Source organism: Marinobacter sp. P4B1, assembly GCF_001447135.1.
GTDB lineage: Bacteria > Pseudomonadota > Gammaproteobacteria > Pseudomonadales > Oleiphilaceae > Marinobacter > Marinobacter vinifirmus.
On sequence record NZ_LLXM01000002.1, the window covers coordinates 154,708 to 168,136 of the forward strand.

14 protein-coding genes and 1 tRNA gene are annotated in these 13,429 nt (G+C 59.8%); 3 read left to right on the top strand and 12 right to left on the bottom strand.

Features of this window, described 5'->3' with window-relative positions:
* Positions 1-5: 5 nt before the first annotated feature.
* From pepQ to AQ621_RS01610, 9 genes are all read right to left on the bottom strand, one after another.
* Complete coding sequence (gene pepQ, locus AQ621_RS01570; protein ID WP_058339979.1) at positions 6-1,298, bottom strand: Xaa-Pro dipeptidase; 1,293 nt, start codon at positions 1,296-1,298, stop codon at positions 6-8.
* Position 1,299: 1 nt separating this feature from the next.
* Positions 1,300-2,205, bottom strand: a complete 906-nt coding sequence (locus AQ621_RS01575; RefSeq protein ID WP_058339980.1) for a LysR family transcriptional regulator — start codon at positions 2,203-2,205, stop codon at positions 1,300-1,302.
* A gap of 75 nt (positions 2,206-2,280) precedes the next feature.
* Complete coding sequence (locus AQ621_RS01580; RefSeq protein WP_058339981.1) at positions 2,281-3,291, bottom strand: ABC transporter ATP-binding protein; 1,011 nt, start codon at positions 3,289-3,291, stop codon at positions 2,281-2,283.
* Positions 3,288-4,286: an ABC transporter ATP-binding protein gene (locus AQ621_RS01585; RefSeq protein ID WP_058339982.1), complete on the bottom strand. Its 999-nt coding sequence runs from the start codon at positions 4,284-4,286 to the stop codon at positions 3,288-3,290. The genes AQ621_RS01580 and AQ621_RS01585 overlap by 4 nt, the downstream gene beginning before the upstream one ends.
* A gap of 4 nt (positions 4,287-4,290) precedes the next feature.
* Positions 4,291-5,223 (bottom strand): ABC transporter permease, encoded by a 933-nt coding sequence (locus AQ621_RS01590; protein WP_058339983.1) that lies wholly within the window; start codon positions 5,221-5,223, stop codon positions 4,291-4,293.
* Positions 5,220-6,269 carry an ABC transporter permease gene (locus AQ621_RS01595; RefSeq protein WP_058340020.1) on the bottom strand — a complete coding sequence of 350 codons (1,050 nt, stop codon included), beginning with the start codon at positions 6,267-6,269 and terminating at the stop codon, positions 5,220-5,222. Before AQ621_RS01595 ends, AQ621_RS01590 begins: the two co-directional genes overlap by 4 nt.
* Before the next feature lie 81 nt (positions 6,270-6,350).
* Positions 6,351-7,913 (bottom strand): ABC transporter substrate-binding protein, encoded by a 1,563-nt coding sequence (locus AQ621_RS01600; protein ID WP_058339984.1) that lies wholly within the window; start codon positions 7,911-7,913, stop codon positions 6,351-6,353.
* A gap of 156 nt (positions 7,914-8,069) precedes the next feature.
* Entirely contained in the window at positions 8,070-8,783 is a 714-nt protein-coding gene (locus tag AQ621_RS01605) for an LrgB family protein (RefSeq protein WP_058339985.1), read from the bottom strand.
* Positions 8,776-9,141 (bottom strand): CidA/LrgA family protein, encoded by a 366-nt coding sequence (locus tag AQ621_RS01610; RefSeq protein WP_058339986.1) that lies wholly within the window; start codon positions 9,139-9,141, stop codon positions 8,776-8,778. Before AQ621_RS01610 ends, AQ621_RS01605 begins: the two co-directional genes overlap by 8 nt.
* Positions 9,142-9,211: 70 nt before the next feature.
* Here AQ621_RS01610 and AQ621_RS01615 point away from each other — a divergent pair, with 70 nt between their 5' ends.
* Positions 9,212-9,757 (top strand): YaeQ family protein, encoded by a 546-nt coding sequence (locus AQ621_RS01615; RefSeq protein ID WP_058339987.1) that lies wholly within the window; start codon positions 9,212-9,214, stop codon positions 9,755-9,757.
* Positions 9,758-9,847: 90 nt separating this feature from the next.
* A tRNA-Arg gene (locus AQ621_RS01620) sits at positions 9,848-9,924 on the top strand.
* Between the two features lie 116 nt (positions 9,925-10,040).
* Here the strand turns inward: AQ621_RS01620 and gcvA are convergent.
* Complete coding sequence (gcvA, locus tag AQ621_RS01625) at positions 10,041-10,925, bottom strand: transcriptional regulator GcvA (protein WP_058339988.1); 885 nt, start codon at positions 10,923-10,925, stop codon at positions 10,041-10,043.
* A 125-nt stretch (positions 10,926-11,050) separates the two neighbouring features.
* Between gcvA and AQ621_RS17620 the strand changes: the two genes are divergently transcribed.
* Positions 11,051-11,218 (top strand): RSP_7527 family protein, encoded by a 168-nt coding sequence (locus AQ621_RS17620; protein ID WP_158499519.1) that lies wholly within the window; start codon positions 11,051-11,053, stop codon positions 11,216-11,218.
* A gap of 59 nt (positions 11,219-11,277) precedes the next feature.
* Here AQ621_RS17620 and AQ621_RS01630 read toward each other — a convergent pair whose 3' ends face one another.
* Positions 11,278-12,402, bottom strand: coding sequence for a molybdate transporter family protein (locus tag AQ621_RS01630; protein WP_058339989.1), 1,125 nt, complete (start codon positions 12,400-12,402; stop codon positions 11,278-11,280).
* Positions 12,403-12,443: 41 nt separating this feature from the next.
* Positions 12,444-13,328 carry a helix-turn-helix transcriptional regulator gene (locus AQ621_RS01635; RefSeq protein WP_022989805.1) on the bottom strand — a complete coding sequence of 295 codons (885 nt, stop codon included), beginning with the start codon at positions 13,326-13,328 and terminating at the stop codon, positions 12,444-12,446.
* Positions 13,329-13,429: the final 101 nt, after the last annotated feature.

Here is a 13,429-nt window from a genome sequence, read left to right on the forward strand (position 1 = left end):
AAAGGTTACCGTTCTGTTTCCCGGGTCAGGTTGCGGGCACCGGAGGCTGTTACCGCTACGTTGTCCTCAATACGAATGCCCCCACAGCCTTGCAGCTCATCAAGCAGGCCCCGGTTCAGGTACTTTGCCTGCGGCCCGTTCAGCACAGGCTCCAGCAGTGACGGAATAAAATAGAGGCCGGGTTCGATGGTGACCACCATGCCCTCTTCCAGGGTGCGGGTCAGGCGCAGGAACGGCGCATCTTCCGGGGGCGGCGTCGGCTTGCCGGCCACATCGTGCACCTGGATGCCCAGAAAATGGCCGATGCCGTGGGGGAAGAAGGCCCGGCTGATGCCCTGCTCTACGATCGCCTCGTCACTCAACCCGGAAACAAGCCCGGACGCAGACAGCAAGGCCGCGATGCCCTGATGGGCCTTGCGGTGAATATCCACGTAATCCACGCCGGGAGCCACCATCTCGCAAAGCCGCAGCTGCAGTTTTTCCAGGCCGTGCACCAGTGCCGCAAACCTCGGCTCCCCGGGGCCGGCCGTAGTGCGGGTAATGTCGGAGCAGTAGCCCCGATAACGCACACCGGCGTCGATCAGAAGGCTGCGGGGCCGGCGCGGCGGCTGAACGTCGTAATACTGGTAATGCAGGGTGCCCGCGTGTTCGTTCAGGCCGATGATGCTGTGGTAAGGCGCTTCGGCTTCACGCTGGCCGGTGGCCTGCTGGTAGGCGAGGTTGATCCCGAATTCGCTGTCGCCGGCCAGGAAGGCATCCCGAGCGGCATTATGGCCAGCCAGGGCAATCCGGTTGGCATGGGCCAGGCATTCGATTTCGTAGGGTGTCTTGCGCACCCGGGTTTCTTCCACAGCCGCCACCAGTGCTGCCGGGTTATGCTCTCCCGGCACGCCGTCCAGCACCAGCGGATCGCCGATCACCGCCAGCCGGCCCGGGTTGTCCAGCCCCGGGGCGCCGGGCTGCTGCCGGCTGCGCACTTCAACAACCTCTTGCCAGGATTCTTCAGGCATCGCCGGGTTGGCATGCCAGAAATCCACCGGCTGGTATAGCCAGAGCACCGGTTTGTGGCCGGGGCGAATCAGCAGCCAGCTGTGCTCCTGGCCGGCCAGGCCGGTCCAGTGCAGAAACGGCCCGAAGCCCTGAAACACATAGGTTTGATCATCCCGGTACCGGTAGGGAGCGGCACCGGAGGCAATCAGCAGGCTGTCATATCCGTGCTCAGCCAGTGCCTGTTCGTACCGGTTCTGCAGCTCCTGGATGTGGGTGGGCTGCAGGTCGAGGATGTCTTGGTTTGGCATATCAGGTTTCCAGTTGTTTCCAGAGATTCAGTATGTCGTCAGAGCGGGCGTCCCGCAGGCGGATCAGGCGGATTTCCAGCGGCACGTCCCAGTACTCATCGCCGGCCCGCACCAGGCGGCCGAACTGCTCGCTTTTCTCGGTCATCCGCCGGGGCAACCAGCCCATGCCAAAGCCCTGTTTTACCAGGGCCTTTATGCTGGCCGACTGGGTGTTTTCGTTCAGGGGCAGCAGGTTGGCCGCCAGTTTATGGCGCTGTATGTGGCCTTCGATGGCCGACTGCAGGAATCCGCGGCTGTGATAGGCAATCAGCGGCACAGGCTGTTCCGCACTGCCGGGCAACTGGTAACGGGGTTCGCCCTGCTCGTTCGCGATACTTACCGGTACCAGTGCCTCTTTACCAATGGTCTGCCAGTGGAACTTGTCACCGGCCAGGCGATCGCCCCAGGCAAGGTCCGGGTGCCAGTAGCACAGCACCAGGTCACACTCGCCACTTTCAAGGGCATCCAGGAACTGCTCACCTACCCAGTTGGTGGCGGTCAGGTTCAGCTGCAGGCGTTCAGCAATGCCCATTTCCATCGCCCAGCCCTGATAGAAGTGGGAGAACAGTCCCTGGGTGGAGCCCACGCTGATGCGGGCAGACGCTTCCGCATCCAGGGCGGCGATCCGGTCGCGGGTGTCCCGCACATCCCGGGTGATGCGTTCGCACAGTTCCTGGAACACTTCCCCGGCCGGGGTCAGTGACAGTGGCAGGGTCTGCCGGTTAATCAGGGTGGTGCCCATGGACTCTTCCAGCAGCCTGATGCGCCGGCTGAACGTAGGCTGGCTCACGTGCTGCTGTTCGGCAGCACGCGAGAAGTGGCGCGTGCGGGCAAGCGCCAGGAAGTCTTCCAGCCAGCGTATTTCCATGAAATCCCCTGAGGTTCGGCAAAGGTGACAACCCGTGCAGTTCAGCAGGCATGATAGCCCAACCGTACCCGGCTGTTACAAACGCCCTTCCTCTACAGCATGGCAGGCCACCTGGGCACCACCGTCGGTGGCAATCAGCTGCGGGATCTCCTGCCGGCAACGCTCGTTGGCATACGGGCAGCGGCCATGGAACACGCACCCCGAAGGCAGGTTCACCGGTGTGGGCACCTCACCCTGCAGGCGAATGTGGTTGGGCCGGTCGTCTTCCAGCTTCGGGATGGCCGACAGCAAGGCCTGGGTGTAAGGGTGCCGGGGCGTAGCAAACAGGGTTTTGGTGTCCGCCAGCTCACACACCCGGCCGAGATACATTACCGCTACCCGTGTGCCGAAATGCTCCACCACCGCCAGGTCGTGGGTGATGAACAGGTAAGTCAGCCCCCGGCTTTCCTGGGCGTCCATCAACAGGTTCAGCACCTGGGCCTGGATGGACACGTCCAGGGCGGAGATCGGCTCATCCGCGACGATGAACTCCGGGTCTACCGCCAGTGCCCGGGCAATGGCGATGCGCTGGCGCTGACCGCCGGAGAACTCGTGGCCGAAGCGGCTGCCCCAGTCCGGATCGATCCCCACCGAGTGCATGACCTCGTGGATCTTGTCCCGCACCTGAGTTTGTGACCAGTCCGGATGGTGGAAGCGGATCGGTTCTTCCAGGGTCTGCTGGATGGTCATGCGCGGGTTCAGAGACGCATAGGGATTCTGGAAAATCATCTGCATCTTGCGCCGGTATGGCAGTGCCGCCTTGCCGTCCAGGTTATCGATGCGTTGACCGTCGTAGTGGATCTCCCCGGCGCTGGGGGAAATCAGCCCCATCACCGTGCGGGCCACGGTGGACTTGCCACAGCCGGATTCGCCCACCACGCACAGGGCCTCACCCTTCTGCACTTCCAGATCGACGCCATTGATGGCGTGCACGGCTTCCTGTTTGCGGCGGAAGCGGCCGCCCTCAAAGGTGATCTGCTCCAGCAGGCTGCCGGACAGATCAAAGCGCTTCTCCAGGGCGCGAATACTTACCAGGGGGGAGGTCATGATTCGGCCTCCTGCATGCGTTTCTCCTGCTCAATCAGGTTGGCGACTTCGTAACAGGCCACATCCACATTGCCCGAGCGCACATACTCCGGCATCGCCTGCTTGCACTGCTCGGTGGCGAAGTTGCAACGGGGATGGAACGGGCAACCAGTGGGCACATTCTTAAGGGACGGCATGGAGCCGGGAATCTGGAACAGCCGTGACCCGGGCTCACCCATCTGGGGCAGCGCGTTGATCAGCCCCTGGGTGTAGGGGTGCTGGGCATCGTTGATGATTTCCCGGGTCGGCCCCTGTTCGATGATGCGCCCCGAGTACATGACCAGCATGCGCTGGGTCACCTGGGAGACCACGCCGAGGTCATGGGTGATCAGCATCAGCGCCACGTTCTCCTGCTCGCACAGGTTCAGCAGCAGATCCATGATCTCCGCCTGGATGGTCACATCCAGGGCGGTGGTGGGCTCATCGGCAATGATGATCTCCGGGTCCAGCAGCAGGGCGATGGCAATGATCACCCGCTGGCGCATGCCACCGGACAGCTCATGGGGATACTGGTCCAGGCGCTTCTCGGGCGACGGAATCTGCACCTTCTGCAGCCGGTCCAGGGCAATCGCCCGAGCTTCCTTCTTACTGATGTTCCGATGCGCCAGGATGGCCTCCACCATCTGGGTACCGATGGTCAGTACCGGATTGAGGGTCATCATCGGGTCCTGAAAGATCATGGCGATACGGTTGCCACGGATCTTGCGCAACTCGCGCTCGCTCATGGCCGCCAGATCTTTGCCTTCGAACAGGATCTGCCCGCCGGCGATATAGCCAGGCTTGGCAATCAGGTTGAGGATGGAGAAGGCCGCCACCGATTTACCGGCGCCGGACTCCCCGACCAGGCCCAGCCGCTCGCCCTTGTCCAGGCTGAAGCTGATGCCCCGCAGGGCGGTCAGGTCACCGCCGCGCACCGCGAAGCGCACATCCAGATTCTGTACTTCCAACAGTGCCATGGTGTTACCCCTTGTACAGCCGTGGGTTCATTACATCCCGCAACCAGTCACCCAACAGGTTGATGACCAGCACGAGCACCACCAGCACCAGGCCCGGGATCAGGGTGATCCACCAGGAGCCGCTCTGGATGTAATCGAAGCCGGATTTGATCAGCGAGCCGAGGGAGGGCTGGGTTTCCGGCATGCCCAGACCGAGGAACGACAGCGCCGCCTCGGAAATAATGGCATTGGCAATCTGCACCGTGGCAATGACGAAGATCGGCGACAGGGTATTGGGCAGGATGTGCCGGAACATGATCCGGCGGGTGCCGAAGCCCATCACCTTGGCCGCGTCCACATACTCTTTCTTCTTTTCCGCCAGCACCGAGGCTCGCACGGTACGGGCGATCTGGGGCCACTCGGCGACACCGATGATGAAAATCAGCATGTAGATGGCGATCTCACCGAACATCAGGTTGCCGAAGCTGGCCTTGAACACGGCACCGACAATGATCGCCACCATCAGGGTGGAGAACGACAGCTGCACGTCGGCGATGCGCATCAGGATGGCATCCACCTTGCCGCCCAGGTAGCCGGCCAGCAGGCCGAACAGGATGCCCAGGAACGCCTGCAGAATCACGGCGCCAAAGCCGATCATCAGGGATACCCGGGTGCCATAGAGGATGGTCGAGAGCAGATCCCGGCCCTGGGCGTCGGTGCCCAGGGGGAATGCCGGATCAGCACCGCTCATGCCCACCGGGGGCAGCTCGGAGTTCATGATGTTGATCTGCGCCAGATCGTAGGGATCGGCGGGCGCCAGCAGCGGCGCAAACACCGCCGCCAGCACCATCAGCAGCAGCACGGCAAAGCTGACAATGGCCACCTTGTCGCGCTTGAAGCTGTACCAGAAGAAGGACTCGCGGAAGCGGTCCCAGCGGGAAACCGTTGCCGTTGTCATGCTTTCTTACCTGTCAGTTTGACGGTGGGATTCACCAGGCCGTAGATCAGATCCACGAGGGTATTGGTCACCACGAAAATCAGGCCCACCACCATCAGGTAAGCCACAATCAGGGGAATATCGCTGCGAGTGATGGCCTCCAGGAACATCAGACCCAGGCCCGGCCACTGAAACACCGTCTCGGTCAGGATGGTGTAGGCCACCATAATGCCGATCTGTACGCCACCCACAGTAATCACCGGCAGCATGGTGTTCTTCAGGGCATGCAGGAAATTGATACGGCCCGCACTCAAACCCTTGGCCCGGGCATAGCGGATGTAATCGCTTTGCAGAACCTCCATCATCTCGGCCCGGATCAGGCGGATAAACAGCGGCAACATAATGGACGCCAGCGACACGCAGGGCAGCACCAGATGGGCCAGGCCTTCGCTGGTAAACAGGCCGGATTCCCAGGTACCGAACAGGTGCACCAGGTCATCACCCCGGCCATAGGACGGCAGCCCACCCTCGGTGGTAAAGAAATCGTTGAGCCACTGGCCCCAACCGGTATCGGCCGGAAACCAGTTGACCGTCACACCAATGGAGAACAACTGAATCAGAACAATGGCCGTGAGAAACACCGGTATGGAAATACCGACCGTACTCACGCCCATGAAGAATTTGGACAGCCAGGCCTGGGGCCGGATGGCGGCATACACGCCAATGGGTACCGACAGAAAGATGATGATCAGACTGGCGCCGATCACCAGCTCCAGGGTGGCGGGAAGATGTTCGGCAATCACTTCCAGCGCCGGCTTGCTGTAAAAATAGGAATTGCCCAGGTCGCCCTGTATGGCATTACCCGCAAACCGCAGGTACTGGACCAGGAAGGGGTCGTTCAGCCCCAACTCCTCACGAATGGCTTCCCGCTCCTCGGCAGAGACGGACATGCCCACCATTTCCTGAAGCGGGTCCCCGAGGCCATCCTGAATGGCAAAGGCGATGATGCTGATCACAAACATAACCAGCAGCGCCTGGGATGTCCGCTGAACCAAAAACGCTAGCATGAAGGATTTACCGTTGATGAATACTTGAAAGCCTCTCTCCCGCATGGGGAGAGAGGTTGGGTATGAGGGAGCACACACCCCTTATTCGATAACCAGATCGCCCAGGTAGGGGAAGTTCATGACATTGAGCACCGGCTCGATGTTCACGCCCTTGCGGGAGGCCCAGGCCAGATCCTGCCAGTGCAGCGGAACGAATGCTGCGTCGTCATACAGACGCTGCTCCACTTCCTGCAGCATGGCGGCACGCTTGTCCAGGTCGGTCTCCACGTTGGCCTTCTCTACCAGCGCATCAATTTCCGGGTTGCAGTAGTTGCCGGCGTTGTACTGGCCAGAACCGCTGTCGGCATCCGGACAGAAGGTGAGGAATTCGTAGAAGTTGGCGGAATCCTCGGTGTCTGCGTGCCAGCCGATCAACATCATATCGGCGGCACGGTTGTCATACTCCGGCCAGTACTGCGCTTTCGGCAGGGTTTTCAGATCCACCTTGATGTTGATGCGCGCCAGCATGGCAGCCGCGGCCTGCGCGATCTTGTCGTCGTTCACGTAGCGGTTGTTGGGCGACATCATGGTGATGGTGAAGCCGTCTTCATAGCCAGCTTCTTTCATCAGTTGCTTGGCTTTCTCAACATCGAAGCGAGGCTTCAGGTTCTCGTTGTGGCCCTGGTAACCCGCCGGGGACATCTGTGCAGCCGGGGTCGCAAAGCCTTTCATGATCTTGGCCGCGATGCCTTCCTGGTTGATGGCGTAGGCGATGGCCTGGCGCACTTTCGGGTTCTTGAAGGCTTCAACCCGCTCCTGGTTCATATGGAACAGGATGATACGGGTGCCGCTCATGGTCACCAGTTCGCTGTTGCGGTCGCGCTTGATGCGGTCCAGGTCATTGGGCGGAACCGGAGCGATGAAGTCGACACCGCCAGACAGCAGGGCGGATACCCGGGTGGCGTTTTCCTTGATCGGAGTCAGCACGATCTTGCCCACGTTGCCCGGAGATTCGGTATCCCAGTAGTCGTCAAAACGTTCGAACTCAACACGCACGCCCTGCTTGCGATCGGTCACCGTGTAAGGTCCGGTGCCGGACAGGTTCTCGGAAGCGAAGGAGTTGCCGTGCTTGAGGATGGCGCCTTTATCTTTGCCATCTTCGGTCTGGCCGGAATAGAACTCACTGTCCAGCGGGAAGATATAGGTGGCGGTGTTCAGCAGCAGGGGGTAAGGCTCGCTGGTGACCAGCTCGAAGGTGTAATCGTCGATCACCTTGATGGCGCTGAACGGCTTGAAAATGGCCTTGAAGTCCTGGCTTTCCTTCAGTCGCTCAAAGGTGAACTGCACATCGGCCGTGGTCAGTTCGTTACCGGAATGGAATTTCACACCTTCACGCAGTTTGAAGCGCATGGTCTTGTCGTCCACCCGCTCCCAGCTTTCTGCCAGGCGTGGTTCGAAACCCAGGTCTTTGGTCCAGCGCAGCAGCGGATCAAAGGTCATGTGGGACAACTGAAGAATGCCGCCAGACAACTGCTCATGAATATCGAGGGTGACCGGGTCGGCGTCGTACGCCATTTTCAGTTCTTTGGTTGCATCGGCTGCCAGGGCCAGGGGCGCAGACGCCAGGGCCATGGAGCCCACAAAAGCTGCCAGTAATTTTTTCATCGCGTTTTCCGTCGCTGTTTTAGGAATTTTCACGGAACATCGACGCAGGACGGCGCCGATTGCCTGCACAACAAGCTAGTCTCGGAAAACCCGTACGGCAATCGAAATTGCGACATGGGCCTATTCGTATGGTGAATGACCCAAAAAGCAGCAGCCTTAGAACGGAAAGGTAAACGGCAGGAACAAAGCCGTAAACACCCCCGTCAGCCCCATACCGAGAGACGAAAAAGCACCGGCTGTAGGGCTGATTTCAAACGCCCGGGCGGTACCAATGGCATGGCCATTCAGGCCCAGTGCGAAACCGATAATCCGGTCGTCCTTGATGTTGAGCCAGCGGGCACACCAGTCTACAAACACCGAGGCCAGTACGCCGGTAATCAGCAAGCCGCCCAGGGTGAGCGACACAGAGCCACCCAGCTGCTCGGCAATACCCATGGCTATGGGTGCCGTCACCGACTTCGGCGCCAGGGAAGACAACACCAGGGGTGATGCCCCCATCAACCAGGCGATCCCCAGGGCATAGACCGCCGCCAGGGTGGCCGCCAGGGGCAAGGTGACCAGGATGGGTTTCCAGAGCGCACGAATATGGTGCATTTGCTGATACAGGGGCACCCCAAGCGCCACGGTGGCCGGGCCCAGCAACACCGTGAGCCAGCGGGCGCCCTGTTCGTACTCTTCAAAGCCGATGCCGCTGAGGGCCACCACGGCCGCCAGCAACAGCGCAGCAATCAGCACTGGCGGCATCCACAACGGGCGACGGAAGCGGGCAAACAGCCAGTTCGCCGCCAGGAACGCCGCCAGCGTTAGCGCAATGGAAAGCATAGGGCCTGCTGTCCAGACCGTGAGCAGTTCAGCAAAGGCATTATTCATGGCTATTCTCCCCTGCACTGCTCTCCGACACCTTCTTCATCAGCCACAAGGTGGTCAGTACACTCAGCAGCGTACCGGCAATCAGGGCGACAATAACTGTTGTCCAGTGGCCGTAAAACTGGTCGACAATAAAAAATACGCCCACCACCCCCGGTGTAATGAGCAGTACCAGCACCGAAATCAGGCCACGACTGGCCTCTGCCAGCTCATCACTGACCCGGCCACGCACCATCAGGGTAAAGGTGGCCATCACCATCCCCAGCACCCCGCCACTGACCGGCAAACCCGCCAGCACCCGCAGCGCCTCACCCAGCAGGAAGAACACCACCAGAACCAGAAAACCCCGCAACAACACCATGCCGCTATGCACCGCCTCGCTGAAATTGCTTTACACTAATGCCCTGCCCACCAAAACCACAGGACGCTCAATGGCACTGAAAGCCACCATCTTCAAAGCCACGCTCCATATTGCCAATATGGACAGGCACTATTATGCCGACCACCACCTGACCGTGGCACGCCACCCGTCAGAGACCGATGAACGCATGATGATACGCCTGTTGGCCTTCGCGCTGAACGCCAGCGACACCCTGGAGCTTACCAAAGGCCTGAGCACCGACGACGAACCGGAGCTGTGGCAGAAATCCCTGAGCGATGAAATCGAGCTCTGGATTGATCTGGGGCTCCCGGAAGAAGACCGCATTCGCAAAGCCTGCAACCGCTCACAAAGGGTGATCCTGTACACCTACGGCGGGCGCGGCGTGCCTGTGTGGTGGGACAAGCACCATAACAAGCTGGAGCGATTTGGCAACCTGACCATTGTCGACCTGGCCGCCGAACAGACCAGCCAACTGGCCGCCCTGGCAGAGCGCTCCATGACCTTTCAGGTATCCGTACAGGACGGCGAAGTGACCTTCAGCAACGACAGCAATCTGGTGAGCATTACTCCCGAACAGAAAATGCCGAAAATCTGAGGGATGAGTTGAGCTCTGGGGCTGGACAGACGCCCCCTGCGCACGTAAGATTGCGCACTCGAAATTGAAGAGTAATTCGCGGTTTCGAATGCGCCCGTAGCTCAGCTGGATAGAGCGCTGCCCTCCGGAGGCAGAGGTCAGAGGTTCGAATCCTCTCGGGCGCGCCATGAATATCAAGGACTTGCGTGAAAGCGCAGGTCCTTTTTTTTGGCTTGTGCCCAAATGGTGCCCTGACAGTGCCCTGATATTCAGGCACCCTTACGATCCTTACTGCAATAACCAACTACTCCTGCAACTCATCCATCAACCAGTTCCTGAATGCCTCCATGCCTTTGGTGAGCGGCCGGTGTTTGCGGTAAACCAGGTAGAACGCTTTTTTGGTATCGAGCGGGATATCAAAAGGCACCACCAGTTTGCCGGATTCGATTTCCCGGGAGATCAGGGTCTGGTCTGCCAGGGCCACGCCGAGATTCTCCTGGGCTGCGGCAGTAGTCAGCTGGCTGCTGGACAACTGCATGGAGCCTTTGGGGGTAATAAATTCAACCCCGGCCTTCTTCAGCCAGTTATCCCACTCCCAGGTTCGCTTGCTCACGTAGATTAACGTGTGATTGGCCAGGTCTGCGGGCTTCTCAAGCGGTGGCCCGGTCTGCAAGAGGCCAGGGCCGCACACGGGCACCAGCATCACTTTGCGCAGAAACTCCACTTCAATGTCGTCCCACTCGCCATTCCCGTAGTAGACCGCCATGTCTGTGCTGGTTCGATTGAAATCCAGCAACCCCATAGACGCATTGATCTGCAATTCGACATCCGGAAATAACGCACGAAACCGGGACATCCGCGGCATCAACCACCGGATGAGGAAATTGGGGGCTACGCTGATCTGAACCACGCTGGCACCCTGGGTCACAGAGAGCCGTTGCGTCGCCATTTCGATCTCATCGAATGCGTGCTTTACAGACGTCAGGTACTGCTCCCCCTGAGGGGTCAGAGTCACTTTTCGGTTGCTCCGATGGAACAGCTCTACGCCTAAAAAATTCTCAAGCGTTTTAACCTGGTGACTGACCGCTGAAGGGGTAACGAACAATTCCTCCGAAGCCCCTGAAAAACTTAGGTTTCTTGCTGACGCCTCGAACATCTTCAAGGCATTTAAAGGTGGAAGTCGACGCATAGGGGCAAACCCTTATCGTGAATTTTTCTCAGCATTGCGCTTAGAATTTATCGCTTTTTGATCGGCCTGGAAGCTCGTAGCATAAGCACCATACAAATTGCCAGTTGCCCTCAGGAGGCACCATTATGAAACAGCAAGACAGCAACATCGTTACCCAGGCAGAAGTCGACCACTATATCGCCCTGGCGACCGAATACCGCAACCAGTACATCAAAGAGCAGTTCAGCCAACTGGTAAAAAACATTAAAGCGCGTTTCCATGGCATGACGGCTCGGGTATCTACCAGCCACTGATATCCTGGGCACATCCGAGCAGCCTCCCGGTATGTCCTGTGCAGCGGGTGGCCAGTACGCTAGGCAATCTTATGCCGGCGCACCCAGGCCGCCCGAAGCACTTCCGCGATCATCCCCGCAAGAAGCCCGAACACCGGGTCAGCCCATACTGTGACCAGCGCGGTTACGCCTATCACGGGCCAGCATGACGGCCTGGCTGTCCACAGACGTTTGGACGACGCCAGCTCTACAGCAGCAACCAGCAACAAGGCTCCAAGGCCCGCCGCTGGAATGGCAGCAATCACCGAAAGGCCCCCCGGCAACAAAGCCACCAGCAACAGCCCTGCTCCCAGCAAGACGGGCGCCATACCGGTTCTGGCACCGAAACGATAGTGTGCCGCCAGCCCCCCGGCTCCGTGGCACATAGGCAAGGCACCGAAGGGCACCAGGCAGAGGTTGGCCAGGCCGGTGCTTATCGACAGGCGCGCCGGCGAAGCCCGATGAGCCTGTTCTCCAAAATAGTCTCCCGCCAGTAATGCGGTTAGCAGGATGGCGTTGGTTAATGTCAGGGCCAACTGCGGCAACGCCAATACCGAAAACCCTTGCTGCCAGTCACTCAGGCCCGGCAGCTCGGGCCAGTGGAATGCAACTGACTCCGGCATCGCCAGCGAAAGCCCCGGCGACCCTGTTACTGCGCCAACGGCCAAAGACACCGCCAACCCGATCAGCGTTGCCGGCCAGGCAGGTAACCGCCACAGAATAAAGACCAGCACCAGCAACGTGGCCAGACCCGCCAGCCAGGACGTCGCCATCAAACCCAGGCTCATGCCAGCCAGCAAGAGCCCCAGCCCCAGCTGAAGGCCGCTCAGTATCGATCCCGGAACCCGCCGAGCCACCCGGTTGATCCATCCGCTCACCCCTAACAGCAACATGATGGCACCGATCAGAATACCACTGGCCACCAGGCTTTCGTGGCTTACCTGGGTGGTCAGCAGTAATGCGGCAACCGCTTTCATCGGCTGTACCGGGATCGGCAGGCGATAATATAACCCGGTCGCAATGTAAAACACCGCAAAACCCAGCAGCACAGGCACCGGCGCAAGCCCGGCAACCGCAATCGCGCCAAGGCTCAGGGGCAACAGCGTGCCGATATCGCCCAGCGCGCCGCTGACCTCTCTTACCCAATCTTTTCGGGTTGTAAGCATGCTGGCTCCTGTTCCACCCGTCTCTCTAACCTGGCAACTCGTCAGGCGTTATAAACCACTCGCCCCAATTCACGGATATCATAGCCACCCAGTGCATCAGCCCGTTGTGCAAAACGCTCACTGCCGGCAAAGGCGAGCAACTGCTGCATGGCCGGCTCAAAATAGTGGCGACGGCGCATGGCCAGGTCGAAATGTTCCTGTTGCAGCGGAATAAACGCCAGCCCCTGCCGGCGTGCCGCCGCTTCAATGCCAATGCCGATATCCGCCTCACCCTGCCGGATGGCTAACGCAAGATCATCCTCACTGAGTGACGGGTGCGAGGCCCAGCCAAGTTGCTCTGCATCGATTCGATGGCGGGCAAGCAGGCTCTGCAACAAATGGCTGACACCGGCATCGGGCTGGCGGTGGGCAACCCGAATACCGGGGCGGGCGATATCTTCCAACCGTGCAAGTTTATGGGGATTATCGGCAGCAAGGAGAAGGCCCTGCTGGCGTTTCGCCCACCGGATCAGCACCAGGTCACGCATCCCGCCCAGCCCCAGTGTAGCCGGGTCGTTGTACCGCTGGCTTTCGGCATGCCAGATATGCATACCAGCAAGCAGCGCCCGCCCGTTAATCAACCGCTGCACACCATCACCACTGCCCTGGCACAACAACGCCAGTTCCGCTCCGCTTTCCTTCACGGCCCACTCCAGCAGCGGATCCTGACTACCGGCCAGAACCGGCGGCGTGGGCGCGCTGACAGCGTCGTCCCCCTCCAGGTGGTTCATTAACCACAGATCAATACGCTGGCGCGGAAACAGCAGTTTTCCGGTCACCCGCACACAGGGAATAACGCCCTGACTGACCAGGTCGTAGATTTTGCGCTCCTTCAGGCGCAGATACTCGGCCGCCTCTGCGGTGGTGAGGTAGGTGGGAAGGGACATTGCTTTCTCCTGCTGTCCGGCAAAGCATACTGCTGTTTTTGACTGCATATATTTCAGCAGGCTGTGCAAAGCGTAGTTAGAAACGCCACGATGCTCAAATA

What these genes read in the sequence shown, in the direction of transcription:
- AQ621_RS01575 (WP_058339980.1), bottom strand. Translation starts at nt 2,205, where the DNA reads ATGGAAATACGCTGGCTGGAAGACTTCCTGGCGCTTGCCCGCACGCGC.
- AQ621_RS01605 (WP_058339985.1), bottom strand. Translation starts at nt 8,783, where the DNA reads ATGAATAATGCCTTTGCTGAACTGCTCACGGTCTGGACAGCAGGCCCT.
- AQ621_RS01615 (WP_058339987.1), top strand. Translation starts at nt 9,212, where the DNA reads ATGGCACTGAAAGCCACCATCTTCAAAGCCACGCTCCATATTGCCAAT.
- AQ621_RS01590 (WP_058339983.1), bottom strand. Translation starts at nt 5,223, where the DNA reads ATGACAACGGCAACGGTTTCCCGCTGGGACCGCTTCCGCGAGTCCTTC.
- AQ621_RS01630 (WP_058339989.1), bottom strand. Translation starts at nt 12,402, where the DNA reads ATGCTTACAACCCGAAAAGATTGGGTAAGAGAGGTCAGCGGCGCGCTG.
- AQ621_RS01585 (WP_058339982.1), bottom strand. Translation starts at nt 4,286, where the DNA reads ATGGCACTGTTGGAAGTACAGAATCTGGATGTGCGCTTCGCGGTGCGC.
- gcvA (WP_058339988.1), bottom strand. Translation starts at nt 10,925, where the DNA reads ATGCGTCGACTTCCACCTTTAAATGCCTTGAAGATGTTCGAGGCGTCA.
- pepQ (WP_058339979.1), bottom strand. Translation starts at nt 1,298, where the DNA reads ATGCCAAACCAAGACATCCTCGACCTGCAGCCCACCCACATCCAGGAG.
- AQ621_RS01610 (WP_058339986.1), bottom strand. Translation starts at nt 9,141, where the DNA reads ATGGTGTTGTTGCGGGGTTTTCTGGTTCTGGTGGTGTTCTTCCTGCTG.
- AQ621_RS01600 (WP_058339984.1), bottom strand. Translation starts at nt 7,913, where the DNA reads ATGAAAAAATTACTGGCAGCTTTTGTGGGCTCCATGGCCCTGGCGTCT.
- AQ621_RS17620 (WP_158499519.1), top strand. Translation starts at nt 11,051, where the DNA reads ATGAAACAGCAAGACAGCAACATCGTTACCCAGGCAGAAGTCGACCAC.
- AQ621_RS01635 (WP_022989805.1), bottom strand. Translation starts at nt 13,328, where the DNA reads ATGTCCCTTCCCACCTACCTCACCACCGCAGAGGCGGCCGAGTATCTG.
- AQ621_RS01580 (WP_058339981.1), bottom strand. Translation starts at nt 3,291, where the DNA reads ATGACCTCCCCCCTGGTAAGTATTCGCGCCCTGGAGAAGCGCTTTGAT.
- AQ621_RS01595 (WP_058340020.1), bottom strand. Translation starts at nt 6,269, where the DNA reads ATGCTAGCGTTTTTGGTTCAGCGGACATCCCAGGCGCTGCTGGTTATG.